Here is a 24402-nt window from a genome sequence, read left to right as displayed (position 1 = left end):
TTTGTTGATTCATTTTAATGTAGGTGGAAAGTGAAGAAATGAAGATAAAAAAGAATAGAACAAAAATCGTTCTATTCTTTCTATTTACTAAAATAAATTTAGTTTATTTAAATTAGTAGTCCCATTTACCGTGGCGTTTGCTGCTTTTTTTATAAGAGCATTTTTCTTTCTTGTCGTAGCTGTGTTTCTTTTTGTCACAAGTTCTTTTGTCATCGTGCTTGTAATCTTTTTTGTAAGAATCTTTTTCGTAGCAGTAGCATTTAAACTCTTTCTTACCATAATCTTTTTTACCTTTACGGTGCTTGTCGTGTTTTCTACACATTGACAATCATCTCCCAGTTGTTTTATTAGTAGAAGCTCTAATGCATTCTACTTAATATAAGATATGAAAAACCGGACAACCTGGTATATGCAAAAGCCTGTATTGAGTAGAAAAGGGCGAGTCCATTTTTAACTTTATTATAATGAGCTGATTGACATTGACATAATGAAAGTGAATTTGATATAATTATCTCGAATTAAAGATATTTGATATGAAAATAAATGATGGTATAAACATAATCCTAGTTAGGAGGAATTAGAATGAATGAATTAAAAGGTATTCATCACGTGACAGCTATTACGAGTAGTGCTGAAAAAAATTATGAGTTTTTCACGTATGTACTAGGGATGCGCTTGGTGAAAAAAACAGTCAACCAGGACGATATTCAAACCTATCATTTGTTTTTTGCAGATGATAAAGGAAGTGCTGGAACTGATATGACGTTTTTTGACTTCCCAGGAATTCCAAAAGGATCTCATGGTACGAATGAAATTTTTAAAACATCATTTCGTGTTCCAAACAATGAAGCACTTCAATATTGGGAAAAGCGATTTAATCGTTTAGGTGTTCATCACGGTGGTATTCAGGAACTATTCGGAAAGAAAACTTTATCTTTTGTGGACTTTGATGATCAGCAATACCAATTAATTTCTGATGAAGGAAATGTCGGAGTAGCTTCTGGTATACCTTGGCAAAAGGGGCCGATTCCACTGGAATATGCCATTACTGGACTTGGTCCAATCTTTGTACGCGTGGCGAATTATGAGTTCTTTAAGGAAGTATTAGAGAAAGTATTATTATTCCGCGAGGTGGACCAAAAAGGTGACTTGTATCTATTTGAAGTTGGAGAAGGTGGGAACGGTGCTCAAGTAGTAGTTGAACATAACACAACTTTACCTGAAGGTATTCAAGGGTATGGAACCGTTCACCACGTTGCGTTCCGAGTGAATGATCGTCAAGTACTTGAAGAGTGGATTGATCGACTTGCGAGCTTTAGATTTCCAACATCAGGCTATGTGAATCGTCATTTCTTTGAATCTTTATATGCTCGCGTTTCTCCTGGGATTTTATTTGAATTTGCAACGGATGGTCCAGGATTTATGGGAGATGAAGAGTATGAAACACTAGGAGAAAAGCTTTCACTTCCTCCATTTTTAGAGCCTAAACGTGAACAAATTGAAAAGCTTGTACGACCAATTGAAACGGTTCGGAGTACAAAACACTTTGAAAAAGAGTATGAGTAAAGGTAGCTTCCAATGGAAGCTGCTTTTTTTTTACGTCATTGTTAGAAGAACTGACGTATAATAGAAGAGAAGGTGTGGGGGTGATGATCATCAATAAAAAGAAAATGGTTTTATTTGCTGTTTCCATTATGATTGCAGCACTAAATATGAGGCCAGCTATTAATTCAATTTCCCCTATTTTACAGGAGCTTACGTCAGCACTTCAAATGAATGCGTCTACGGCTAGCCTTTTGACAGCTGTACCCGTGTTGTGTATGGGAGTGTTTTCACCGCTTGCTGCAAGCTTGGCTCAAAAATTTGGGCTAGAGCGTATTATTGGGTATGCGCTTTGTTTGATTGGAATTGGGACGGTACTACGTTTTTTTACATATTCAACAGGCTTTTTAATTATGACCTCGCTTATAGCAGGAGTAGGAATTGCCGCTATGGGCCCGCTTTTGTCTGGCTTTATAAAAAAATATTTTAATGAACATGTACCGTTTATGATTAGTCTGTATACAGCTGCTTTGACAACAGGAGCAGTTGCCGCTTCATGGCTTTCAGTTTCGATTTATGAAAGCACAAATTCGTGGAGAGTGACGCTGAGCGTTTGGATACTATTTGCTATTGCTGCTATTCCAGTGTGGTGGCAATGGGTTTTGAAAAATAGCGAAAGTTCCTCTGGTCTTTCGGTACCCGAAGAAGTGAAGCCTATACCTTGGAAAAGCCAACGCGCGTGGCTATTAACGTTATCTTTTGGCTGTATGGCCATGATTTTTTATTCGGCAACGGCTTGGATTGCTCCACTGATTGAAAATCAGGGCTATTCGAAGCAGTATGCAGCAAACATTCTTACGCTCTTTACTGCAACTCAAATTCCAGTGGGTTTTTTATTACCAGTTTTATTAAAAAAAGTGACATCACGCCTTTTTTGGCTCTGGTTTGCCGCTGGAATGGAAGCGTTAGGTCTACTTTTATTAGCTCTTGAAGTTGTTCCATGGGTGGGTGCAATCTTTATTGGTATCGGTGCTGGAACGCTATTTCCGCTAAACTTATTACTACCGATTGATTTATCGAAAAACGCTGATGAAGCTGCTGGCTTGTCAGCAATGACCCAGTCAGCTGGCTATATCATCGGTGCATTAGGACCAATTATCATCGGTACTTTAGTTGACTTAACCGGTCAATTTTACTCCACGTATGTTTTTTTACTTGTTGTGATATTTACGATGAGTATTATTCAATGGTTTGCTATGAGATCGGTTTCTAGAAATAGAGGGTAGTAGTATGGGATAAGAAAGGGGAAGAATAAGACCTTCTTCTTTCTTATCTATCATAAATGGACTAGCATTATTACAAAAAACGTTAACTGTGTTAGAAAGTTTGTAATCTTGTAGAATAAGTCGAATGCATTAGTTGAATTTTAAATGAAGAAACAGGACTTATATCCAATATCTTCTAATCAAGTTTTCTTTTACAATAATAGTAGAAGCACAATCCTAGTTATGCATCTACTATTCTTGTAGGAGGAAGTGCCATGAAAAAATCGTACGCAGCGTTATCACTAGCATCAATGCTTGTCCTAACAAGCAACCCCTCATTTGCAGACGCTACTATTCATTCAGAAGCTTCTGTTCATCAAGACTCACTTTATGCTATCAACTATTCATTGTTAAAAAAAGCAAAACCTGAGGAGGTTGGCATGTCATCTGCTAAGCTAAAAGAAGTTGATGCGATGATTGAACAAGAAATTAAAAGGGGTTTTCCAGGCGCCGTATTACTTGTTGTAAAAGATGGTAAAGTTGTGAAAAATACCGCGTATGGCTATGCTAAAAAATATAATAGTTCTACACTTTTAAAACACCCTGAAAAAATGAAAACAAGTACTATGTTTGATTTAGCATCGAATACGAAAATGTATGCGGTAAACTTCGCTCTCCAAAAGCTGGTTAGCGAAGGGAAGCTAAATTTAAATGAAAAGGTTCAAACATATCTACCAGACTTTAAAGACCAATCAGAGGATGTTATTAAGGGAAAGGATCAAATGAAAGTGATTGATTTACTTCATCATAGCGGGGGATTTCCACCAGATCCACAATACTTTCATCCAAAAGCGGGTGCTTTATATTCTCAGGAAAGAGACAGAACCATTAGTTTAATTTCCAAGACACCTCTTCAATACGAACCAGGAACAAAGAATGTATACAGCGACGTTGATTATATGCTCCTCGGCGTTATCGTTGAAAAAATTACTAATCAGCGCTTAGATCATTATGTGGAAAATGAAATTTATCGACCATTGGGCTTGAGACATACACTGTTTAACCCGCTACAAAAAGGATTTAAGTCTAAAGACTTTGCGGCAACTGAACTACAGGGTAATACGCGGGATGGTGTTATAAGTTTTCCGAATGTTCGAACATATACATTGCAAGGAGAAGTTCATGACGAAAAAGCATATTATTCAATGGCAGGTGTTTCGGGGCATGCTGGCTTGTTTTCAACAACGAGTGATTTAGCAGTTTTACTACAAGTCATGTTAAACGGAGGAGGATATGGTCGTCATCAATTATTTAATGAGCAAACAATTCAAACCTTTACAGAGCCGTCACCTATGAATTCTACATATGCACTTGGATGGAGACGAAACGGGGATGAAAGCATGGAATGGATGTTTGGTCCTCATGCAAGTCAAAATGCAATTGGCCATACTGGCTGGGTTGGTACTGTCACAATCATTGATCGAGAGAAGGATTTAGGTATTGTTTTATTGACGAACAAGAAACATTCACCACTTATTAATCCGTCAGAAAATCCAAATCGCTTTGAAGGAGATGTGTTTGAAACTGGTCAATATGGAAGCGTTGTAACAGGCGTTTATGACGCCATTGAATAGAGAGTGAAGAAAGAAGGAGCTGAGGTTAATCAGCTTCTTCTTTCTTCTTTTTTTTGAAAACGCATTCAAAAAGATGTTGAACTCCATCGGAGGTTTTGATAAAATAAATTTAGTTAATTTTACTAAAAAAATAGTAAAATTAACTGTTTTGCCGACGACTGCATAATAAGCAAGCAGTCTTTTTTCGTAAACTGTTTGGTCTATACCAATTTTCGTATGCTATCATAAAAGCAAATAGAAGTTTTACAGGGAGTGGCTAACTTATGGCAACGATTAAAGATATTGCACAGCAAGCAGGCGTTTCAATCGCTACCGTATCTAGAATTTTAAATAGTGATCAAACTCTATCCGTCGCTGACGATACGCGTAAGCGAGTAATTAACACTGCAAAAAGCTTAAATTATCAGTCGTCAAAAAGAAAAAATACGGCGTATTCAAAATTAACAGAGACTCGTTCTATCGGTTTAATCCTAACAACATCACAAAAAGATGAAGTGAATGATCCATACTTTTTATCTATTCGATTAGGCATCGAAAGTATTTGTGAAGCTTATCAATTTAAAATTGAAAACGTATTTGTGGTTGGTGAAAATGAAATCCCTAAAGGCGGACTTAATCATTTAGACGGCTTAATCGTGATAGGAGCAATTGACGAAAAAGATTTAGCGTCATTTTATTACAATAAAAATAGGCTAATCTTTGTTGACTATACACCTAAAGGTAATGATTTTGATGTAGTGACGTCTGATTTCGAAGCTGCAACTAGAGACTTAATTGAAAAGCTAGAAGAAATGAAGCATAAAGATATTGCCTTTATTGGTGGGAAAGTGATTACAAAGCGCCTCAGTGACAGTGCCGGAGAGCATCATTCTGAAAGACGTCAAAACACGTATGAACGAGTGATGAAAGAAAAAGGGAACTTTCATTCACGCTATGTAAAAGTAACGGGATGGGATCCAATTCATGGATACGAAATGACGAAAGAATTAATTAATCAAGAAAGCATGCCTACTGCAATTATTGTAGCGAGTGACCCATTGGCTATTGGAGCTTTAAAAGCGCTTAATGAAGCAGGTATTCATGTGCCAAAGGAAGTATCAATTGTTAGTTTTGATGATATTAGTGCAGCAGCTTACCTAACTCCAAGCCTATCTACAGTTAAAATTCATACAGAAGAAATGGGGAAAACAGCGGTAAAGCTTCTTCATGATAGATTAAAAGGAAGAGAGTTACCAATTAAGGTTATGTTACCTACGAGCTTTATTGCTCGGGAAAGTATAGCAGAAAAGATAGAATGACAACAAAGCTAGGGGAGATGGAGAGAAATGTCTATTTTATTTGACGAAAAGAATAAGATCTTTCACTTGAAAGCAAAAGATACAAGCTACGTAATGGGGCTTGTTCGAGATAATTACTTAGCTCATTTTTACTGGGGGAGAAAGATTAATAACTACAATCACACAAACCAAATCCAGCCGTTAGACCGTTCGTTTTCGCCGAACCCGTATCAAGGAGACCGCACGTTTTCACTGGATTGGTTACCTCAAGAATACCCTCAGCATGGAAACGGTGATTTTCGTTCACCAGCTTATCAAGTAGAACTATCAAATGGTACAGCGGTTACGGATTTACGTTATAAAGAGCATCGAATTTATAAAGGGAAACCTAGCTTAGAAGAATTACCAGCTACATATATTCATTCTGATGATGAAGCAGAGACTCTAGAGATTGTGTTAGAAGATAGCATTATTGGCTTAGAAGTAACGTTACAGTATACGGTTTTTGAAAACTATAATGGGATTACGCGTGCGACAAAGTTTGAAAACCAAGGGAAAGAGTCTATAAAGTTGATTCGTGCTCTCAGTGCTAACGTTGATTTTCGGGACGCAGAATTTGATATGCTTTCACTGCCAGGTGCATGGGGGAAAGAGCGTCATGTTGAGCGTCAGCCATTGCATACGGGTATTCAATCTGTTGGCAGTATAAGAGGTGCAAGCAGCCATCAGCAGAATCCTTTTCTTGCGCTGCTTCGTAAAGATGCGACTGAATATTCTGGAGAAGTATATGGATTTAACTTTGTTTATAGCGGTAATTTCTTAGCCCAAGTAGAAGTAGACCAGTTTTCAACGGCGCGTTTATCTGTAGGCATTCACCCGCATAATTTTACGTGGTTACTAGAAAAAGAGGAGGCTTTTCAAACTCCTGAAGTCGTCATGGTATATTCAGCTGCAGGTTTATCAGAAATGTCTCACACTTTCCATAATTTATATAAAAACCATCTATTACGCGGTGAATTTAAAGAGAAAGAGCGTCCAATACTGGTAAACAACTGGGAAGCTACTTACTTTGATTTTGATGCGGAGAAAGTAGAGCAAATTGCCAAGGTAGGTAGCGAGCTTGGCATGGAGCTGTTTGTACTTGATGATGGCTGGTTTAAAAAGCGCAACTCAGACACAACGTCACTTGGAGATTGGTTCGTTGATAATGAGAAACTTCCTGCAGGCTTAGAAGATGTGGCCAAACGTGTAAACAACGTAAACATGGAGTTTGGCTTATGGTTTGAACCTGAAATGGTCTCAAAAGATAGTGATTTATATAGAGAACATCCGGATTGGTGTTTGCACGTACCGAACCGTCATCGAACGGAAAGTCGAGAGCAACTTGTTCTTGATTTTTCTAGAGAAGATGTACGCGCTGAAATTACAAAACGTATCTCAGCTATTCTTTCAAGCGTTCCAATTACGTATGTTAAATGGGACATGAACCGCCACTTAACAGAAGTGGGTTCAGCACTTCTTCCTGCTGAGCGTCAAAAAGAAACGTCTCATCGCCATATTTTAGGCGTATACAAAATGATGGAGGACCTTACAACTGCATTTCCTCATATTTTATTTGAAAGCTGCTCTGGTGGTGGAGGACGCTTTGACCCAGGGATGCTGTATTACATGCCGCAAACTTGGACCAGCGATAACACGGATGCGGTTGAACGTCTGAAAATTCAGTATGGCACAAGCCTTGTGTACCCGATTGTATCAATGGGAGCGCACGTATCAGATATTCCGAATCACCAAGTTCATCGCTATGCACCATTAAAGATGCGCGGTGATGTAGCAATGGCTGGCAACCTTGGCTATGAGCTAGATTTAACGAAGCTAACAGATGAAGAGAAACAAGCTGTAAAAGAGCAAATTGTGGAATATAAGGAAATTCGAAGACTCATTCAGTACGGTAATTTTTATCGACTCTTAAGTCCATTTGAAGGACATGAAACGGCATGGTTATTTACGGATGAAGCAAAAGAAGAGGTAGTAGTATTTTATTATCGTGTACTTGCTGAGCCGGCGGCACCTTTGCGCTCGATCAAACTTCATGGGTTAGATTCAGAGAAATCGTATGAATTAATAGGAACAGATAAGGTGTATGGGGGCGATGAGCTTATGTACAGTGGAATTCATATCCCTATTTCCTTACAAGGTGACTTTCAAAGCTATGTGTGGAAATTTAAAGCAAAAAGATAAAGAAAGGGAGGCTGGGACATAAGGATTTCAGCCAATGATAAACCTGAACGATTGAGAGTTCCTCACTTTTAATCGTTCAGGTTTTTTGTTGATTGTGAAAACAATGTTAGAAACAGGGTGGAATGGAGCGAAGGACACTCTCCGCGGAAAGCGAGTGGCCGTAGCGCAATGGAACGAACGTGTTCTGACAACGTAAAGAGGTGAGAAAAGGGATTGTGTGTCTTTTTGAAAATTTGTTTTGTTATGTCCCACCCTCTTTTTTGTAATGGTTATTCTCCACTATTTAGTAGAAGTGTGGTAAACTATTTAGCGAGAAAAGATTTTGTTAGTAAGATTGGAGATGCAAGATCATGTTAGCGAATCATGATAATCAACAGCCCATGAGTCGTTCTGAACGAAGAAAACAAGCTCAGCCAAAGAAAAAAACTCAAACGTTTCAAAATCGTCTTTTAAATGGATTAATTTTAATTGTCTCAATATGGATTTTATATTTACTAGTTAAAATTTTGTTTTTAGTTCAATGAGCAACGGATACAGTTGCTCTTTTTCATTTGGGTAAAAAGGAGAGAATATTATGCAAAGAGAGCTTACGCAAAATATAGCAGTTGGTTCAAAAAGCCGTTTGCTGCTTGTTTTAATTTTAGGAGGGCTGGGTGCATTTGGGCCTTTTACAATCGATATGTATTTACCCGCTCTGCCAACAATTGCAAAAGAACTTGATGCGACAACATCTTTAGTTCAAATTAGTTTAACAGCCTGCTTGATTGGGTTAGCGTTTGGTCAACTGTTAATGGGGCCTTTTAGCGATATTAAAGGTCGAAAAAAGCCTCTCGTTATTTCAATTATTATCTATACAATCGCTTCAGCTTTATGCGTTGTGGCACCTACTATTTGGATATTTATTGCCTTACGCTTTATTCAAGGAGCTGCAGGGGCGGCTGGTATGGTCATTTCAAGAGCGAGCGTGCGAGACTTGTTTTCAGGAACAGATTTAACTAAATTTTTTGCAATGCTGATGCTCGTTAACGGGTTAGCACCTATTGTAGCACCGATTGCAGGAGGTCAAGTACTGGAGTTCGTATCGTGGCGAGGAGTATTCGGTGTTTTAACCGTAATTGGCTTAGTTATGTTAATCAGCGTTATGGTTGGACTAGATGAAACACTACCGCCGGAACGCCGTAAAACAGGCGGATTTAAAGAGATTTTACAAACCTTTGGAAGCTTAGTGAAAGACAAAACATTTGTAGGTTACGCGTTGACGCAAGGGTTCGTAATGAGCGCAATGTTTGCTTACATTTCGGGCTCAACATTTGTTCTTCAAGAAATTTATGGGTTGTCTCCACAAATGTTTAGTGCGGTGTTTGCTATTAATGGTTTAGGTTTAATTATTGCCACGCAGGTGACGGGACGTTTGGCAGGAAGAATTTCTGAAAGTATCTTGCTGACGTATGGTCTGATTCAAGCTGCTGTTGGCAGCATTAGCTTAGTGCTCGCTATTTTATTCACAGACTCTGTGTTGCTGCTGTGTGTTTTTTTATTCTTCTCAGTAACAAGCGTTGGGATTGTCAATACAACGGTATTTTCATTAGCTATGCAAACTCAAGGAAAACAAGCGGGGAGTGCAGCTGCTTTATTAGGACTACTCCCATTTTTACTAGGAGGATCCGTAGCGCCGTTAGTGGGCGCATTTGGAAACAATACGGATTTAGCGATGGGAATTGTTATTGCAATCTGTGAGTTACTTGCTTTATGTGCTTATATGTTACTTGTAAATAAAAAAGGATAACATTACAAAAAAATAGCGCTTTACATAACGTAAAGGGCTATTTTTTAGATGAAATCACTTTCAATTTCTCATGCATATGCTGTAAAAAGAACTTTATGACGGGGCGTGGCATAGATGGATAATGGACAATTGGAAGTAGTTGGAGCTGCAATTGCCGCTATCGGAACCATAACGGCCGCAGTTGGAAGTACGCCTTTCTGGTGGCTTTCCGAACAAGCTAAGTACAATTTAAATCTTTGGGGAAACTTACTTCAGGGAACAGGTAACGCATTAGAAGCAGATAGGCAAGGAGAAATCTCACTCGAAAAAATCGGAAACGAAATTCAAGCTGTCGGCAACTCCACCATTGTTGCAGGCCTTCTTTTGTTAGAAGAAGGGGAAACACAAACTCGTCTTACTATTTCTGGAAACTTAATGCAAGCTTTGGGAGGAGCGGCTGCTTTAGGAGATGAGTTAAAGGACGACTCAAATATTGGAGAGGTATATAGCATCGTCGGAAATATCATGCAAATTATTGGGAATTCGATGCAAGCTCTAGGTGATGGCTATGATTTAAGAGCAGAAGAACTAGAAGAAGCAACAGGGACAGATAATGGTTCTGATGAAGATAATAAAGGAGAAGTATTAAATGTGTTTGGAAGCTGGATTCAAGCAGGTGGATCTGTACTATCGTTCATCGGTCAGGTTATAGAAGAAGAGGAAGAATAAAAGGAAGCACCGAGGTTCTAGTTGAAAGTAGAAACTTCGGTGCTTTTTGCCATATGTATAAAGTTCTTTGAAGCTTGACTAAGGTAAAAATCCTTAACGTGAGCGAATACAAGCGTACGCGTAGCGTGCTCTAGTTTTATATAGCGAATTGTGGAAGGATTATCATGTTTAATAACCATTTCAGGAACAATGGTAACTCCAAGGCCGTTCAAAACTAATGCTTGAGCTGTTTCAATACTACTTGTTTCATAAGCTACTGCTGGTTGAAACTGGTGATTTGCACATAAAGAGAGTACCTTCGAGCGAAAGTCAAACCCGCTTTTTAATAAGATGAATGGGCAATTTTCGTAATCGGTTAAGCGATTCGATAAAGGTGGTAGCCAATTGGGCGAATTCTTTGGAACAGCAAGGTAGAGAGCTTCTGTTAAAAAAGGTTCATATTTTAAGCGTTCATCTTTAATCGGAAGTGATAGCAAAGCAAAATCTACTTTAGCGTTGACCAATAATTTCAGTATATTTTCGCTTGAGTCTTCCAGAAACTTTACTTTTACAGTTTGATACTGATGCATAAACTGCTTTAGCAAAGGAGGAAGAACATGTCCACCTGTGATAGGGGTAACGCCAATTGTGATACTATTTTCTTTTATGTTTTTGGAATCCTCTAGCTCTTTTTGTAAATTGTCATGCATACGTAAAATAGCCTGTGCTCTTACAACAAACAGCTTGCCTTTCTCTGTTATTTCAATACCAGTTGAATAACGATTAAATAATAAAATACCCAGCTCATCTTCTAGCTTGGAGATTTGTTTACTTAAAGAAGGCTGAGCGATATGTAAATTCGCAGCAGCTTTCGTAAAGCTTTTCATCTTGTAGACTTCTATTACATATTGAAATAAGCGTATCTCCATTTTTCCCTCCATAGTTTTAAACTATCAATGTAATAGCTACCATATATTAGCCATTAAATCATTTAGTATGTAGGATAAATATAACAAATATTTCTAAAAAGGGGTTAGTTAAAAATGAACTCAATAAATGTTTGGAATCCTTCTTTATATGACCAAAAGATGCAGTTTGTTTCAAAGTATGGTGAAAGTTTAATTGATATTCTTTCTCCTAGAGAAGGTGAACGGATTTTAGATTTAGGATGCGGTACAGGTGATTTAACTGCAAAAATTGCTGAGCATAATGCGTTAGTCACGGGTATAGACTATTCCGAAGAAATGATTAATGCTGCTAGAAACAAGTATTCACACATACAATTTAATGTCGGAGAAGGACAGTCATTCGAAGTTAATCAACCATACGATGCGATTTTTTCAAACGCAGCGCTTCACTGGATGAAAGATGCTAAAGGTGTATTATCATCAGTTTATCAAGCTTTAAAACCAAAAGGGCGATTTGTTGCCGAATTCGGTGGAAAAGGAAATATTCAAACCATCATTGAGAGCATTTCGTATTTTCTACAACATGAATATAGCATTGATGCAAAAGAAAGGAACCCTTGGTATTTTCCTAGTATAGGAGAATATAGCGCGTTGCTTGAAGAGACCGGGTTTAAAGTGCTCTTTGCACAGCACTTTAATCGCATTACACCGTTAGCTGATGGTGAGGACGGTATGCAGCAATGGTTAGAAAGTTTTGCTGGTGATTTTGTGACAGGCCTTAGTCATAGTGAGAAGACACACCTTTTTGGACAAGTCACTAAGCATCTTAAGCCACAGCTGTATATAAAAGGTCAGTTTGAAGCCGATTATCAACGTATTCGAATAGTGGCAATAAGAGAATGAAATAGTTCATCTATAAACTAGAGGCTGGGACATAAGTATTTCAGTCAATGATCTGTCCGAATTGTCGACAGTTAACGCTGTTTGATAGTTCGGATGTTTTTGGTTGGTTCGGAAGATAATTTTAAAAAAGAGTGTCTGTAGCGCAATGCAACGAACTTGTTTTTACAACCTAACTATTATAATAAAGTAATACTTCGTCTTTGAGAAGGAATCATATCGTTATGTTTTAGCTCCTTTTTGTTTAAATACCATTATTATGTTTTCTGAAGCCTCATATTAATATTTTTAATACAACTAATAAATTATCTGTATTTTACTAATTTTGAATTTTAGTGTAAAATCAATTAAAAAAATAGGAATAGTAGAGATTAAGAGATTTTTAGAGAAATATTCGTCAGAATAATGAAATCATTTTGTATAATTTGTATACATACTAAGCTTTATATTCCTTTGTGAGGTGGATATTTTTGCAACTTCAGGTCACAAACAGTCCTTTTAATCAAGAGCAGGTAGAATTATTAAATAAGCTACTACCAACGCTAACAGAATCCCAAAAAATTTGGCTAGGGGGATACTTGGCTGCGAGCGGTTCAGCACTAGCAGCAGTATCAGCACCTGTTGCTGAATCAGTGCAGAGCGTATCAGTTGCTCAGCCTGTGTCTAAAGACGTAACAATCCTTTATGGATCTCAAACAGGAAATGCTCAAAACTTGGCAGGTCAAACGGGTAAAACATTAGAAGTAAAAGGCTTTAATGTTAAAGTCGCATCTATGAGTGAATTTAAACCCAATACCCTTAAAAAACTTGAGAATTTGCTCATTGTTGTAAGCACACACGGAGAGGGGGAGCCACCTGATAACGCGCTCTCATTCCATGAGTTTTTACACGGAAAACGCGCTCCAAAGCTTGAAAATTTACGCTTTTCAATTCTTTCTCTTGGAGACAGTTCTTATGAGTTTTTCTGTCAAACAGGAAAAGAGTTTGACCAACGCTTAGAAGAGCTAGGCGGTACGCGCTTATATCCACGAGTTGACTGCGATTTAGATTTTGAAGAACTAGCAGCAGAGTGGACAGAAGGTGTTTTGAATGGTTTAAGTGAAGGTAGCGGCGCTCAAATGGAGGCTGCTGTAGCAGTGGAAGACGCATCAGCTCAGCCATCAACTTACTCTAGAACGAATCCATTTAAAGCAGAAGTACTAGAAAATTTAAACTTAAATGGTCGCGGATCAAATAAAGAAACGCGTCACTTAGAGCTATCTTTAGAAGGTTCTGGATTAACGTTTGAACCTGGAGACAGCTTGGGCGTTTATCCAGAGAATGATCCTGAGCTTGTTGATTCATTAATTTCGGAGCTAGGTTTCAACCCAGATGAAGTAGTGAAGGTGAACAAACAAGGCGATGTGCGTTCTCTACGTGCAGCGCTCATTTCAAACTTTGAAATTACTACATTAACAAAACCGCTTCTTGAACAAGTGGCAAAGCTTACAGGAAATGAAGAACTGCATGCTCTTATCAGTGATAGCGCAAAAGTAAAAGAGTATGTCTATGGGCGTGATCTTTTAGACCTTATTAAAGACTTTGGTCCGCTTGGAGTTTCAGTTGGAGATTTTGTTGCCTTATTGCGCAAGCTACCAGCACGTTTATATTCAATTGCAAGTAGTTTAGAAGCTAATCCTGATGAAGTGCATTTAACAATTGGAGCAGTGCGCTATGATTCACACGGAAGAGAGCGTAAAGGCGTATGTTCTATTTTATGCGCAGAACGCTTACAGCCAGGTGATACTTTACCTGTTTATATTCAACATAATCAAAACTTTAAGCTTCCAAGCAATCCTGAAACGCCAATTATTATGGTGGGTCCAGGAACGGGAGTTGCACCGTTTCGTTCGTTTATGCAAGAGCGTGAAGAGGTTGGTGCGGAAGGTAAGTCATGGATGTTCTTTGGCGATCAGCACTTTGTAACAGACTTCCTATACCAAACGGAATGGCAACAGTGGTTAAAGGACGGTGTACTTACCAAGATGGATGTTGCATTTTCACGTGATACAGCTGAAAAGGTATATGTTCAGCATCGTATGAAAGAGCATAGTAAAGAGCTTTTTGAGTGGTTAGAAGAAGGTGCGGTTGTTTATATTTGTGGAGACGAAAAGCATATGGCACATGATGTGCACAATACGCTAATTGATATTATTGAACAAGAAGGCAATGTAAGCCGTGAACAAGCAGAGCAATATTTAGCTGATATGCAGCAGCAAAAGCGTTATCAGCGCGACGTATATTGAGGATTGAAAGGAGAGTTTCAACATGGTTAACAAAATTTTAAAAGCGCCCGAAGGTCCTCCAAGTGACGTTGAGCGTATAAAAGAAGACAGTAATTACCTGCGCGGTACGTTAAAGGAATCGATGCTTGAACCGATTAGCTCAGGAATTTCGGATGACGATAATCGTTTAATGAAATTTCATGGCAGCTATTTGCAAGATGACCGTGATCTTCGTAACGAGCGTCAGAAGCAAAAGCTAGAGCCAGCTTATCAGTTCATGCTTCGCGTTCGTACACCAGGTGGAGTTTCAACGCCTGAACAATGGCTTGTTATGGATGATTTAGCTCAGAAATACGGAAACGGCACGCTTAAGTTAACAACACGTCAAGCATTTCAAATGCATGGTATTTTAAAGTGGAACATGAAGCAAACAATTCAAGATATCCATGCATCAATGCTTGATACAATTGCAGCATGTGGTGACGTAAATCGTAACGTGATGTGTAATCCAAATCCGTATCAATCTGACATTCATGAAGAAGTATTTGAATGGTCAAAGCAACTCAGTGATTATCTATTACCACGTACGCGAGCATATCATGAGCTTTGGTTAGATGAAGAAAAAGTTGCTTCAACGCCTGAAGTGGATGAAGAAACTGAGCCAATGTACGGCCCGTTATACCTACCTCGTAAATTCAAAATTGGAATTGCGGTGCCGCCATCAAATGATGTTGACGTATACTCTCAAGACCTAGGTTTTATTGCAATTGTTGAAGAAGGTAAGCTAGTTGGTTTTAATGTTGCAATCGGCGGCGGCATGGGGATGACGCACGGGGATAAGCAAACGTACCCGCAACTAGCAAAAGTGATTGGTTTCTGTACACCAGACCGAATACTTGAAGTGGCTGAAAAAATTATTACAATTCAGCGTGACTACGGTAACCGCTCTGTGCGTAAATACGCGCGCTTTAAGTATACGGTTGATCGCTTAGGGTTAGATACTGTCGTTAAAGAATTAGAAAATCGCCTAGGGTGGAAACTTGAAGAAGCGAAAGAATTTCACTTTGAACATAACGGCGATCGCTATGGCTGGGAAAAAGGTGTCAGAGGAAAATGGCATTTTACACTATTTGTTCAAGGTGGTCGCGTAACGGATTACGATGGCTATCCGTTAATGACTGGATTGCGTGAAATTGCGAAAGTGCATACTGGAGACTTCCGCTTAACAGCCAATCAAAATTTAGTTATTGCTAATGTATCAAGCCAAAAGAAAAAGCAAATTAGTGAATTAATTGAACAATATGGATTGACAGACGGCAAGCATTATTCCGCGCTTCGTCGCAGTTCACTTGCTTGTGTATCGTTACCTACCTGTGGATTAGCGATGGCAGAAGCAGAGCGCTACTTGCCGACGCTTATTGAACAAATCGATGAAATTTTAGATGAAAACGGTCTTCGTAATCAAGAAATTACGATTCGTATGACAGGCTGTCCAAATGGATGCGCTAGACCTGCACTTGGTGAAATTGCCTTTATCGGTAAAGCGCCAGGAAAATATAATATGTACTTAGGGGCTGCTTTTGACGGCAGTCGTTTAAGTAAAATGTATCGTGAGAACATCAGTGAAAGCGAAATCTTAAGCGAGCTACGCGTGCTAATTAGCCGCTATGCAAAAGAGCGTCATGATGGTGAACACTTCGGTGATTTCGTTGTACGCGTTGGCGTTGTGAAAGCAGTAACGGACGGTACGAACTTCCACGATTAAGAAAGAAAAAGGCAGAGGGCTCTCCTCTGTCTTTTTTTATGAGTCCATGAACCGAACGAGAAGCTTGTACATATACTAAAAAGACAAGTCGGTTTAAAAGGAGAACTTGTAATATCAATCAATAATCCTATTGGATTTTTGGATGTTCATTGTGAAGCGAGCTTCTATCATTTTCTTGTTATCTTAAGCAGTGTGCTTCCCCAGGTTATTAAAGTAAGAGATTCAGTTACCATTAGTCAATTTACGAATTTAATAAGCAATCTACTAAGATTACTTACAACAAAAGTATCTGTCAATAATGAGCAAACTACGTTTTTGCAGCAGGCTACCAATGAAATTAATAATGCTCTATCTGATGCATCTATTTCAAGACAGCTCATGTTAAAATAAATGAATTAGTTAAAAGGAGAGTGAAAGTCCCTGAAGGAATTTACGGAGCGGGTTATTCAAATTATTCAAAGAATCCCTAGTGGGTACATTATGACATATGGACAAATTGCAAAGGAAGCAGGAAACCCACAGGCAGCGAGACAAGTAGCTCGCATTCTACACTCTATGAGTCAAAAGCATAAATTACCGTGGCATCGTGTTGTAAATGCAAAAGGTGAGATTGTAATTAAAAGTGAAGAAGCTGCTTGGACTCAAGCGACATTTTTAGAGAAAGAAGGTATTTCTGTAAAAGAAGGAAAAGTAATAATAGAACATTATTGCTTGAACCAAAAGAAATAGTGATTAGTAAACTAATTTATAAAAAAAGAAGGTAGCGTGCACCTTCTTTTTTTAATACCACGTATTATCTTCAATCCAATATTCATATTCCTCAGCTTCTTCATCACTTAGCTTCTTGCCATTTATGTAGACTTCATGCCACTCGTATACTTGCTTATGAATATATGTATAGAATAGGATGCGTACATGTTCTTTTTCAGCATAGTCATAGCCTTTAAACTGAATAATATGATGGTTATCTTCTTTTTTGATATACGTCCACGTTGGATTATCCGTAAATGCTTCTAGCGTTATTCCTTCATCGCTGTACCTCATAATGTCTTTAGCATTTGTTTTAGTCGGTAAATAAGATAATCCGTAATCAGCACCAATACTAAAAGCAATAACGAGTGCGTTTAATCCAATTAAACTACCGATGTGTGTGCCACCTTTATCTTTTAAATAAAGAATTTGCTTTTCTTCTGGGAGATCCATAGCGGACTGTACTAGTTTAAAAGCATGTTTATAATACCAACGATTAGCATTTATTCCTATTACTATGGCAATCACCAAATAAAAAAGTAATTCAACTAGAAATGGGATATCAATGATATATGTTGCAACGAGCAGTGGGATATCAATCAGCGCAATAATTAAAAAGATTTTATATAACTTGCGGTAGGCAAGCCAGAATGGAAAAAATAAAAAGGCCATCCAGTTCCAACTGTTATTTTTGGCAGGGTCTGTGACCGAGCTCCATTTTGTATGGTAGTAAGAGGTGTTGGTTTGCACTACTTTATGTTGAGCATCAAATGATAGAGGATGAATTGTTGAATCTAGCATCTAGATCCTCCTTTCTTTTTTCTTATCCAATCTAGAATAAGCTATTAATGGAAATGAAACAAGTAGATTTATGTGTTTAATAGGTACTTTTTAGCCCGAATGCTAACCCGTGTTCTTTAAATTAAAAAACAGTATAGGAAAAATCTTTTTCAGTGTATAATAGATACACTGTAAGATGAATAAGTAAAGGCAGGAACATATATGAAAACGAAATGGAAAATGGGGATACGAACAAAGATTTTAGGGGGCTATTTCTTTATTGTTTGTAGCTTATTTATAGCTATTATTCTTTTAAATAACCAAATTAAGTCGTTACAACAAGAGCGAAATTTTATTATTGATCACGATATCCAAATTCATGAGTTAACAGGTCGAATTGAAAATAGTTTGTTGAACATGGAAACGGGTCAACGCGGGTATGTACTCACAGGGGATTCAAGTTATTTAGCACCTTATGAACAAGGACAATCTCAATGGAGAGACGATTATAATAAGTTATATCGATTATTAGATGATAATTCTCAACAAGAGAAGCTAAAGGAAATAAAGTCAACCATTGAGAGTTGGGTTGAAAGCGCTGGAGAACCAACAATTAAATGGAAGCAAGAAGGTAACAAAGAAGAGCTAGAATCGTTTTTTAAAGTAGATTCTGGTCGCCGCTACATGGATGACATGCGCAGTCAATTTAATTCGTTTCGTGAAACGGAAAAAGCAATGACCGAACAAAGAGCAGTGGAATTAGATAGCCAAAATAAAAATATTACCTTAGGCATGTATGGTCTTCTCGTATTTGTCGCCTTATTCTCAACTGTAATTGGCGTTTTTTTATCAAGATCAATTGTTAATACAATGAAAGAAGTTACAAATACAATCAAACAGATTGCTACATCAAAAAATCAGTTAAATACGCGAATTAGAGTTAAAACAAACGACGAAATCAAAGAGCTAGGTGATGCAACTAACGAGCTACTAGATAGTGTAGAAGACCGAAATTGGCTTCAAACCAACCTGGCAGAAGTCGTGACTATGTATCAAGGCATTACGTCTATTCGAACATTAGCTGAGCAATTTCTACTAACGGTTTCTAAAATAACAGGTGCTTCATGCGGTGCATTTTATATTCGAAATGATGAGCATGATGAGATTGAGTTTGTAAAAGAAGCAAGTGTTGCTGATCGGTTTGAAGACGTAGGAAGAGAATCATTTAAAATGGGACAAGGGCTTATTGGACAATGTGCATTAGAGAAGAAACAGTTATGCTTAACAGATTTACCTCAAGGGTATCAATTGATTGGCTCAGGCTTAGGTGCAACCGTACCTAAAAGTGTGCTTATTGCTCCTGTTTTATTTGAAGGTGAAGTTATCGCGGTTATTGAATTAGCAAGCTTAGAAGACTTTACTGCGCTTGAAAAAGAGCTTATGAATCAGGTGGTTGAGACGTTTGGACTGACGATAAATAGCGTTACGAGACGAATGGAAATTGCTCGATTACTTTCGGAATCTCAAGCAATGACTGAAGAGCTTCAAGCACAGTCCGAAGAGCTTCAAACGCAGTCCGAAGAGCTTCAGATGCAATCTGAAGAGCTTCAAACCATCAATGAACAGTTAGAGGAGCGCACGCGAGACGCAGAACATCAGTCCGAAGAGCTTCTGGTTGCAAAAAAAGAGCTAGAAGAAAAAGCAAATCAGCTTGAATTGAACTCACAGTACAAGTCTGAGTTTTTAGCAAATATGTCTCATGAGCTTCGTACGCCGCTTAACAGTATATTAATCCTATCAGAGATGCTTTCGGAAAATGGAGATAATAGGCTTACAGATGAAGAAGAAGAGTATGCACGCATTATCCACTCTTCAGGCAGTGATTTATTAGGGTTAATTAATGATATTTTAGATTTATCAAAAGTAGAAGCAGGAAAGCTAGAGCTGCTTCTAAGTGAAGTTAACATGAGCGAGCTTCCACAACAGCTAGAGCGTCAGTTTGCTCATGTATCTGAAAAGAAAAATGTAGCTTTTCATGTATACAAAGAGGATGATGTACCGAATCTGTTTATAACGGATGAAAAGCGTGTTCAACAAATTTTGAAGAATTTGCTATCCAATGCTTTTAAATTTACTCATCAAGGAGAAGTATCTATTTTCATTCGACGAGCAAGTGAAAGCATCTCTCACCCAATAAAAGAATTAGTGGAGTCGAACTGCTGGCTCGAGTTTGAAGTAAGGGATACTGGAATTGGTATTCCTAAAGAAAAGCATGAACTGATTTTTGAAGCCTTCCAACAAGCAGATGGTGCCACGGTTCGGAAGTACGGTGGTACAGGTTTAGGGCTGTCCATTTGTAGCGAATTTGCAAAGCTTTTAGGTGGTTTTATTACACTTCATAGTGAAGTAAGTAAAGGAAGTTCGTTTACGCTTTATTTACCAAGCTTAATTAATGGGGCTGTGGATTATACTCAGCTAGAAGAAGCGTACAACCAAGTGGCGGTGACTTTTAATGAAGTGGAAGTCGCTGAAACACAGGTAGAAAGCAAAATTGACAATCAAGAAGAAGATACTTCAACTATAAATGACTCAAATGTATTCCAAGGAAAGAAAGTATTAATTGTTGATGATGACCAACGTAATATTTTTGCTTTACAAACAGCGTTGAAAAAGCAGGGAATGGACATCATCACGGCTCAAAATGGCCTTGAGTGTTTAGAGATTGTAGAGTCAAAAGAGCATCATATTGACTTAATTTTAATGGATATTATGATGCCGTATATGGACGGATATGAAACAATGCAAAAGATTCGTCGAGAGTTGGAATTAACTGATTTACCAATTATTGCATTAACCGCAAAAGCGATGAAAAATGATCGTGAAAAATGCTTAGAAGCAGGAGCGTCTGACTATATTAGCAAGCCGTTAGATTTAAGTCAGTTATTTTCCGTGATGCGCGTGTGGTTGGCAAGCTGAGTTAAGTAATGAAAAAGGATGTTACGTATGGATACAAATCAACTAGAAGTAAACGAAGCATCGTATAAATCAAATCTAGAGCTGAAGCTGCTATTAGAAGCGATTTATCGACTATCTGGATTTGATTTTAGAAAGTATGCTCAGTCCTCTGTATACCGACGAATTCAAAACCGAATGAACATCGATGGCATTCCAACGATTTCAAGAGTAATTGAAAAAGTTGTGCATGACGAGGAGTTTCTAGAGCAAATTTTAAACGATCTATCAATTAATGTAACAGAGATGTTCCGAAACCCAACGTTTTTTAAAGCGTTTCGTATGCAGGTAATACCTTTACTAAGACAGCATAAAGAAATTCGAATTTGGCATGCTGGCTGTGCAACAGGTGAGGAAGTATTTTCAATGGCTATCCTGTTACAAGAAGAGGGATTATTAGATAGAGCAGTTATATATGCAACAGATATGAACGAAGACGTGCTTCAAAAGGCAAGACAAGGAACGTTTTCACTTCGGAAAATGAAAGATTATACAAAAAACTATATGCAAGCAGGTGGAACAGAAGCCTTTTCACAGTATTATCAAACCGATCATCTATATGCTTATTTCCATCGAAGCTTATTAAAAAATATCATTTTTGCACAGCATAACTTAGTAACAGATCACTCATTTAATGAGTTTCACGTTATTATTTGTCGTAACGTGCTCATTTACTTTACAAATGAGCTTCAAGAGCAAGTATATGGGCTGTTTTCAGAAAGCTTATGTGAAGGTGGGTTTTTAGGACTTGGAGATAAAGAAACGCTGCGTTTTTCAGCTGGCTCTGAATTCTACGAAGAGTTTGTGGGAAATGAGCGAATTTATCGAAAAATAACTACATGAAGAAAGGTCGAGAGCGCATGCTCTCGACCTTTTTAAATAGATTTAGCTTGAACAAGCAGTAAACACATGTCATCTGGCTGGTTTTCACGCTGTTCGGGAGGGAGGATTTGATCCATGATAATTGATGTATCCTCCCATTTTTGAGAAGTAATTAATTTCAGTTGTTCAGTTGCCTCGACTTCCGAAGGTCCCATCGCTTCTAGTGCACCATCTGTAAATAATAGAAGTTGAACATCTTCTTCAAAAGACACTGTAAACTTGTTGACGTTAATGTCATCAAAAAAACCAACTGCACAGCTTCCTCGCTCCAACGGTAAGACTTCCTTGCCATCAATCAACATAAAGCCAGGGGGATGCCCAGCATTTACGTATTCGATCGTTTTCTTTTTTGTATCAATCACAACATAGATACCGGTAAAATAATAAGGAATATGATCTTTTTCCGTATGTAGCAAGGTCATGTAGCGATTTAACTCTTTAATCACAAGCTCAGGATCAACAAGAAGCTTAATAGCTTCTCTAAGGACAGATGAGATAAACATACAGACAAGAGAAGCCGAAATTCCGTGCCCCATCATATCAAATAAAATAATTCCGTATCGGTGTTTATCAATTTTATGGCAATAATACATATCTCCAGCGAGCTTAAAAGATGGTAAATAGGATACGTCCATTTTAATATCATCTTCTTTTAACAATTGGCTAAGAAGATTTCGCTGAACGTTTGTAGCTAAATCAAGTTCTGTTTGAATTTTCTTTTCATGCTCAGCGTGCCAGTCGAGCTCTGATTTTAGTCGAAGCGCAACGCGTATGCGTGCCAGCAGCTCTACTTTGTTAATGGGCTTTGTAATATAGTCACTTCCTCCAGCGTCGAGTGCTTCAACAAGCTTTGAAGAGTCCTCAAGAGCGGTGACAAAAATAATAGGGATGTTTCTCAAACGCTCGACGGTTTGAATACGGCGACACGCTTCAATACCATCAATTTCAGGCATCATAATATCTAATAGAATTAAATCAACAGGCGGTGTTTTTGCATGAAGATCATCTACTCTTAGATAGGTGAAAAGCTCTTGTGCCGATGTTAGTGATACGGTATCAGTGTAGCCAGCACCTTTTAAAATTTTATCAATTACAAATAAATTGACGGAATTATCGTCTACCAATAAAATGGCCATTCTTTATCTTTCCCCTTATCTTGTTTGAAGACTATTCAGTTTTCAAGCATACATTTTCTTTTAAGCTTTATTATACAAAACTTATATGGCTTGTGGTATTAACATCTCTTAATGTTAATAATAAAATTTGCCTCTACGGAAATACAGAGAGTTAAACTAGGTGATAATGTAATAATTTTCTAGAATTCTAAAGTTAAATGGGTTAATATGTAAATAATGGATAAGGAAAGGAAGGATAGTGTTGAAAAAAGGATTTTTATGGGGCGCTAAGGCTGTTGTTTTTGCATTATTAATTAGCAGCATTTATTTATCATATACTCAAAGTAACGATCCGTATCGTTTTTTTACGGGCTTAGGGAGTGAAATTTCAATTTCCCCAAATGACGATCGTTTGTTATTTTCATATTATACAAATGGAAATGAACAGATTTACAGTTCGAGTATAAGTGGAAAGGATGTCCAGCAGCTTACAACGTCGAGTGAAACTCGCAGTCATACACCGCGCTATTCAAATGACGGCAAAAAGATTTTATTTTTAGCAAAGAAAGCGGATGCTAATGAGCAAAACGTTCTTAATGTTACGAATGCGGATGGGCAAACACCTCAAAAGGTTAGTGATGATTCTCTACACGTAACGGATGCTGTATTTTCAAAGAATAATCAGCAAATATATTTTATCGGAATGCCTGCTTCAGATCTTGGGAAATTAGAAGGAACAGCAGAAGGTGGAAGTAATCTCTACGTTGCAGATGTACAGACTGGAAAGGTCAAGCAACTAACAAAGAAAGACTATTTTTCAATGGGAGATTTAGCTGTTGATGATGATGACGTATATTATACCGTTTTTAATGAGCATGAAGAGCTCTACTCATATAATCTAAAAGCAAACAAAGAACAGCGTGTAAATTACAATAAACTAACAGGAGATATCTATGAAACAACTTTTACACCATCTGGTGATCAAGTAGCGTATACAGCAGTCTCAAAAGAGTCTGAAAACAGCTCGTTATATGAATATGAACTATTTTTATTTGATATTCAATCAAATAAAACAGAGCAGTTAACAACGTTAAAATCTAGCGTGAATTCTCCTGTGTTTTTTCATAAGCAAAATAAAGTTGTTTTTCTACATGATACAGCCTGGGCAGCACAACCTGAAGAGTATAAGTTAAAAACAATTGATCTAAAAACAAAAGAAATACAAGAAGTAAAGTTATCAGTTCCTAAAGATACGAATAATAGCGTGCTGAACAAGTTAGTAGGCTATATAGGAAATGGATATACAATTGGGCTATTATACGTCGTACTGCTTTCTTTATTCACATACTCGTTTCATAAAAATAAGCATAAACCATACGTAATTCCGATTATTAGTCTTAGCATTGCTATTGTAGGAGTTGTAGCAAGCTTTGTTACAGCAGCTGTTTTTGATCCATGGGTGGGCATTGCAATTGGGACGCTATCAATTGGCATCGCGGCATGCAGCATTATCTTATTTCTCATTGCGTTTGTCATAAAGCAAGTGACGACAACGCATAATCATTCACTATAATAAGAGCTGCAACAGGTACAG

19 protein-coding genes are annotated in these 24402 nt (G+C 37.8%); 15 read left to right on the top strand and 4 right to left on the bottom strand.

What is annotated here, in order from left to right; genetic code table 11:
* Positions 1-87: 87 nt before the first annotated feature.
* On the bottom strand, positions 88-279 hold the full coding sequence (locus tag LZP85_RS11730; protein WP_076512809.1) for a hypothetical protein: 192 nt from the start codon (positions 277-279) through the stop codon (positions 88-90).
* Between the two features lie 303 nt (positions 280-582).
* On the opposite strand from LZP85_RS11730, the gene LZP85_RS11725 reads away from it, so the two are divergent.
* The 8 genes from LZP85_RS11725 (at position 583) to LZP85_RS11690 (ending at position 10453) form a co-directional block, all read left to right on the top strand.
* On the top strand, positions 583-1566 hold the full coding sequence (locus LZP85_RS11725; protein ID WP_025910907.1) for a ring-cleaving dioxygenase: 984 nt from the start codon (positions 583-585) through the stop codon (positions 1564-1566).
* Positions 1567-1649: 83 nt separating this feature from the next.
* Positions 1650-2828 carry an MFS transporter gene (locus tag LZP85_RS11720; protein ID WP_226638993.1) on the top strand — a complete coding sequence of 393 codons (1179 nt, stop codon included), beginning with the start codon at positions 1650-1652 and terminating at the stop codon, positions 2826-2828.
* A gap of 254 nt (positions 2829-3082) precedes the next feature.
* Positions 3083-4441, top strand: coding sequence for a penicillin binding protein PBP4B (gene pbp4b, locus LZP85_RS11715; protein ID WP_226638991.1), 1359 nt, complete (start codon positions 3083-3085; stop codon positions 4439-4441).
* Between the two features lie 263 nt (positions 4442-4704).
* Positions 4705-5739, top strand: a complete 1035-nt coding sequence (locus tag LZP85_RS11710) for a LacI family DNA-binding transcriptional regulator (protein ID WP_025910913.1) — start codon at positions 4705-4707, stop codon at positions 5737-5739.
* A 27-nt stretch (positions 5740-5766) separates the two neighbouring features.
* The gene (locus LZP85_RS11705; protein WP_206782556.1) at positions 5767-7959 is read left to right on the top strand and encodes an alpha-galactosidase; all 2193 of its coding nucleotides are present in this window, start codon (positions 5767-5769) and stop codon (positions 7957-7959) included.
* 350 nt (positions 7960-8309) lie between these two features.
* Positions 8310-8483 (top strand): hypothetical protein, encoded by a 174-nt coding sequence (locus LZP85_RS11700; RefSeq protein WP_153301140.1) that lies wholly within the window; start codon positions 8310-8312, stop codon positions 8481-8483.
* A 50-nt stretch (positions 8484-8533) separates the two neighbouring features.
* Positions 8534-9745, top strand: a complete 1212-nt coding sequence (locus LZP85_RS11695) for a multidrug effflux MFS transporter (protein WP_242531523.1) — start codon at positions 8534-8536, stop codon at positions 9743-9745.
* 114 nt (positions 9746-9859) lie between these two features.
* Entirely contained in the window at positions 9860-10453 is a 594-nt protein-coding gene (locus LZP85_RS11690; RefSeq protein WP_119543155.1) for a DUF6944 family repetitive protein, read from the top strand.
* Between the two features lie 17 nt (positions 10454-10470).
* Here the strand turns inward: LZP85_RS11690 and LZP85_RS11685 are convergent, their stop codons facing one another.
* On the bottom strand, positions 10471-11361 hold the full coding sequence (locus LZP85_RS11685; protein ID WP_206782559.1) for a LysR family transcriptional regulator: 891 nt from the start codon (positions 11359-11361) through the stop codon (positions 10471-10473).
* Positions 11362-11475: 114 nt separating this feature from the next.
* Here LZP85_RS11685 and LZP85_RS11680 point away from each other — a divergent pair, with 114 nt between their 5' ends.
* From LZP85_RS11680 to LZP85_RS11665, 4 genes are all read left to right on the top strand, one after another.
* Positions 11476-12243, top strand: a complete 768-nt coding sequence (locus LZP85_RS11680; protein ID WP_206833681.1) for a class I SAM-dependent methyltransferase — start codon at positions 11476-11478, stop codon at positions 12241-12243.
* A 467-nt stretch (positions 12244-12710) separates the two neighbouring features.
* Positions 12711-14525, top strand: coding sequence for an assimilatory sulfite reductase (NADPH) flavoprotein subunit (locus LZP85_RS11675; protein ID WP_119542712.1), 1815 nt, complete (start codon positions 12711-12713; stop codon positions 14523-14525).
* 22 nt (positions 14526-14547) lie between these two features.
* The gene (cysI, locus tag LZP85_RS11670; protein ID WP_119542711.1) at positions 14548-16269 is read left to right on the top strand and encodes an assimilatory sulfite reductase (NADPH) hemoprotein subunit; all 1722 of its coding nucleotides are present in this window, start codon (positions 14548-14550) and stop codon (positions 16267-16269) included.
* A 420-nt stretch (positions 16270-16689) separates the two neighbouring features.
* Complete coding sequence (locus tag LZP85_RS11665) at positions 16690-16998, top strand: MGMT family protein (RefSeq protein WP_062686977.1); 309 nt, start codon at positions 16690-16692, stop codon at positions 16996-16998.
* A 51-nt stretch (positions 16999-17049) separates the two neighbouring features.
* Here LZP85_RS11665 and LZP85_RS11660 read toward each other — a convergent pair whose 3' ends face one another.
* Positions 17050-17820, bottom strand: a complete 771-nt coding sequence (locus LZP85_RS11660) for a DUF2628 domain-containing protein (protein ID WP_062686976.1) — start codon at positions 17818-17820, stop codon at positions 17050-17052.
* Between the two features lie 201 nt (positions 17821-18021).
* Here LZP85_RS11660 and LZP85_RS11655 point away from each other — a divergent pair, with 201 nt between their 5' ends.
* Together LZP85_RS11655 and LZP85_RS11650 are read left to right on the top strand one after the other, a co-directional pair.
* Positions 18022-20775, top strand: coding sequence for a CHASE3 domain-containing protein (locus LZP85_RS11655; RefSeq protein ID WP_062686975.1), 2754 nt, complete (start codon positions 18022-18024; stop codon positions 20773-20775).
* Positions 20776-20802: 27 nt separating this feature from the next.
* Positions 20803-21654, top strand: coding sequence for a CheR family methyltransferase (locus LZP85_RS11650; protein ID WP_025910927.1), 852 nt, complete (start codon positions 20803-20805; stop codon positions 21652-21654).
* Between the two features lie 32 nt (positions 21655-21686).
* Here LZP85_RS11650 and LZP85_RS11645 read toward each other — a convergent pair whose 3' ends face one another.
* A complete protein-coding gene (locus LZP85_RS11645) occupies positions 21687-22829 on the bottom strand; it encodes a SpoIIE family protein phosphatase (protein WP_163071294.1) in 1143 nt (380 codons plus the stop codon).
* A gap of 241 nt (positions 22830-23070) precedes the next feature.
* Here LZP85_RS11645 and LZP85_RS11640 point away from each other — a divergent pair, with 241 nt between their 5' ends.
* Positions 23071-24381: a DPP IV N-terminal domain-containing protein gene (locus LZP85_RS11640; protein WP_182840883.1), complete on the top strand. Its 1311-nt coding sequence runs from the start codon at positions 23071-23073 to the stop codon at positions 24379-24381.
* Positions 24382-24402: the final 21 nt, after the last annotated feature.

This window comes from Priestia flexa (assembly GCF_021441905.1).
GTDB classification, from domain to species: Bacteria; Bacillota; Bacilli; order Bacillales; family Bacillaceae_H; genus Priestia; species Priestia flexa.
This window is presented reverse-complemented; position numbering and strand designations above follow the sequence as displayed.

Bases quoted from the DNA above. Each gene is read 5' to 3' on its own strand.
- LZP85_RS11730 (WP_076512809.1), bottom strand. From the start codon at position 279: ATGGTAAGAAAGAGTTTAAATGCTACTGCTACGAAAAAGATTCTTACA.
- LZP85_RS11725 (WP_025910907.1), top strand. From the start codon at position 583: ATGAATGAATTAAAAGGTATTCATCACGTGACAGCTATTACGAGTAGT.
- LZP85_RS11720 (WP_226638993.1), top strand. From the start codon at position 1,650: ATGATCATCAATAAAAAGAAAATGGTTTTATTTGCTGTTTCCATTATG.
- pbp4b (WP_226638991.1), top strand. From the start codon at position 3,083: ATGAAAAAATCGTACGCAGCGTTATCACTAGCATCAATGCTTGTCCTA.
- LZP85_RS11710 (WP_025910913.1), top strand. From the start codon at position 4,705: ATGGCAACGATTAAAGATATTGCACAGCAAGCAGGCGTTTCAATCGCT.
- LZP85_RS11705 (WP_206782556.1), top strand. From the start codon at position 5,767: ATGTCTATTTTATTTGACGAAAAGAATAAGATCTTTCACTTGAAAGCA.
- LZP85_RS11700 (WP_153301140.1), top strand. From the start codon at position 8,310: ATGTTAGCGAATCATGATAATCAACAGCCCATGAGTCGTTCTGAACGA.
- LZP85_RS11695 (WP_242531523.1), top strand. From the start codon at position 8,534: ATGCAAAGAGAGCTTACGCAAAATATAGCAGTTGGTTCAAAAAGCCGT.
- LZP85_RS11690 (WP_119543155.1), top strand. From the start codon at position 9,860: ATGGATAATGGACAATTGGAAGTAGTTGGAGCTGCAATTGCCGCTATC.
- LZP85_RS11685 (WP_206782559.1), bottom strand. From the start codon at position 11,361: ATGGAGATACGCTTATTTCAATATGTAATAGAAGTCTACAAGATGAAA.
- LZP85_RS11680 (WP_206833681.1), top strand. From the start codon at position 11,476: ATGAACTCAATAAATGTTTGGAATCCTTCTTTATATGACCAAAAGATG.
- cysI (WP_119542711.1), top strand. From the start codon at position 14,548: ATGGTTAACAAAATTTTAAAAGCGCCCGAAGGTCCTCCAAGTGACGTT.
- LZP85_RS11660 (WP_062686976.1), bottom strand. From the start codon at position 17,820: ATGCTAGATTCAACAATTCATCCTCTATCATTTGATGCTCAACATAAA.
- LZP85_RS11655 (WP_062686975.1), top strand. From the start codon at position 18,022: ATGAAAACGAAATGGAAAATGGGGATACGAACAAAGATTTTAGGGGGC.
- LZP85_RS11650 (WP_025910927.1), top strand. From the start codon at position 20,803: ATGGATACAAATCAACTAGAAGTAAACGAAGCATCGTATAAATCAAAT.
- LZP85_RS11645 (WP_163071294.1), bottom strand. From the start codon at position 22,829: ATGGCCATTTTATTGGTAGACGATAATTCCGTCAATTTATTTGTAATT.